The 1,072-nt window shown below is 75.0% G+C and carries 1 protein-coding gene; it reads left to right on the top strand.

Going from position 1 to position 1,072, the window contains the following annotated elements; translation table 11 throughout:
• The first annotated feature begins 130 nt into the window (after nt 1-130).
• The gene (locus FPZ12_RS45395) at nt 131-712 is read left to right on the top strand and encodes a prepilin peptidase (protein ID WP_424923715.1); all 582 of its coding nucleotides are present in this window, start codon (nt 131-133) and stop codon (nt 710-712) included.
• The last annotated feature ends 360 nt before the right edge of the window (nt 713-1,072 follow it).

The following is a 1,072-nucleotide window of genomic DNA, read 5'->3' as shown; positions in this document are numbered from 1 at the left end:
CCCGTCGTCCACCCGCCCGCCGTCCGCGCAAACCCTGTCCACGCAAGCATTCCCGACCCCAACGCTGCCCGCCACAACGACGCTCGCCCTGCTGGCGCTCTTCGCGATTGCCGGAGCGGCAACGGGTTTCGTGCTGTCCTCGCTCCTCGCCAGAGCCCGCGCGCCCGCGCCGGTCTCGCGGTGGCTCGCCGGGTTCGGGGTCGCCGCGCTGTGGGGGATTGCCGCCTGGCGCTGGCTCACGGGCGCCGTCCCTGCTTGGTGGCTGCCGGTCCCACTGGCCGTCGGCGCGCTCGCGATCCCTTTGACGGCAACGGATCTGCGCTACCGCCGCGTCCCGGACATCCTCACGTTACCCGCGTATCCCTTGCTGGGCCTGGCGCTCGCGTTCGCCGCGGTGACAGGCCCGGGGGCCGAGCTGGGGCTGCGGGCGTTGATCGGCGCCGCCGTTTTCGGCGGGCTGCATCTGCTGATCCACGCGCTGGCCCGCCGTTCACTCGGCGCGGGGGACGTGAAGCTCGCGGGCTCGCTCGGCGGGGTGCTCGGCGCCGTCCACTGGGCCGCGCTCGCCGTCGCTTCCGTGGCGGCGGCCGTCGTCACGATCGTCCTCGCCGCCACCCGCCGATGGCCGGACGGCGTCCCGCACGCGCCAGGTCTCCTCGGCGCCACGTGGCTGCTGTCGCTCTTCCCGGCGACGGTCCCTCCGCGAATCTGACCCACCCGAACCGACATCAGGAGGCACAAAGGAAACCACCACACCCCGGCGCCATCACGAACCCGGGCGCCACCGCGACCCACCGCGCCACGCTGGGCCCCGAGCCCGATCGCCAACTCGGGGCGCCACCACGGGCCACCGGGCCACCGGGCCACCGGGCCACGGTGGGCCGCGAGCACCGCCGCCAACTCCGGGCACCACCGCCACCCCAGCGCGTCACCGTGAACCTGGGCGCCGCTGGTCAACCCGGGCCAACCGAGCGCCGCCACCATAAGCCCGGGGCGCCACGGCCAGCCCCGGCACCGGCCACCCCCGAGCACCACTGCCATGAACCCGATCGCCACCGCCAACCCCGGCCAC

Origin of the sequence: Amycolatopsis acidicola, from assembly GCF_007713735.2 — a bacterium.
GTDB classification, from domain to species: Bacteria; Actinomycetota; Actinomycetes; order Mycobacteriales; family Pseudonocardiaceae; genus Amycolatopsis_E; species Amycolatopsis_E acidicola.
This window is presented reverse-complemented; position numbering and strand designations above follow the sequence as displayed.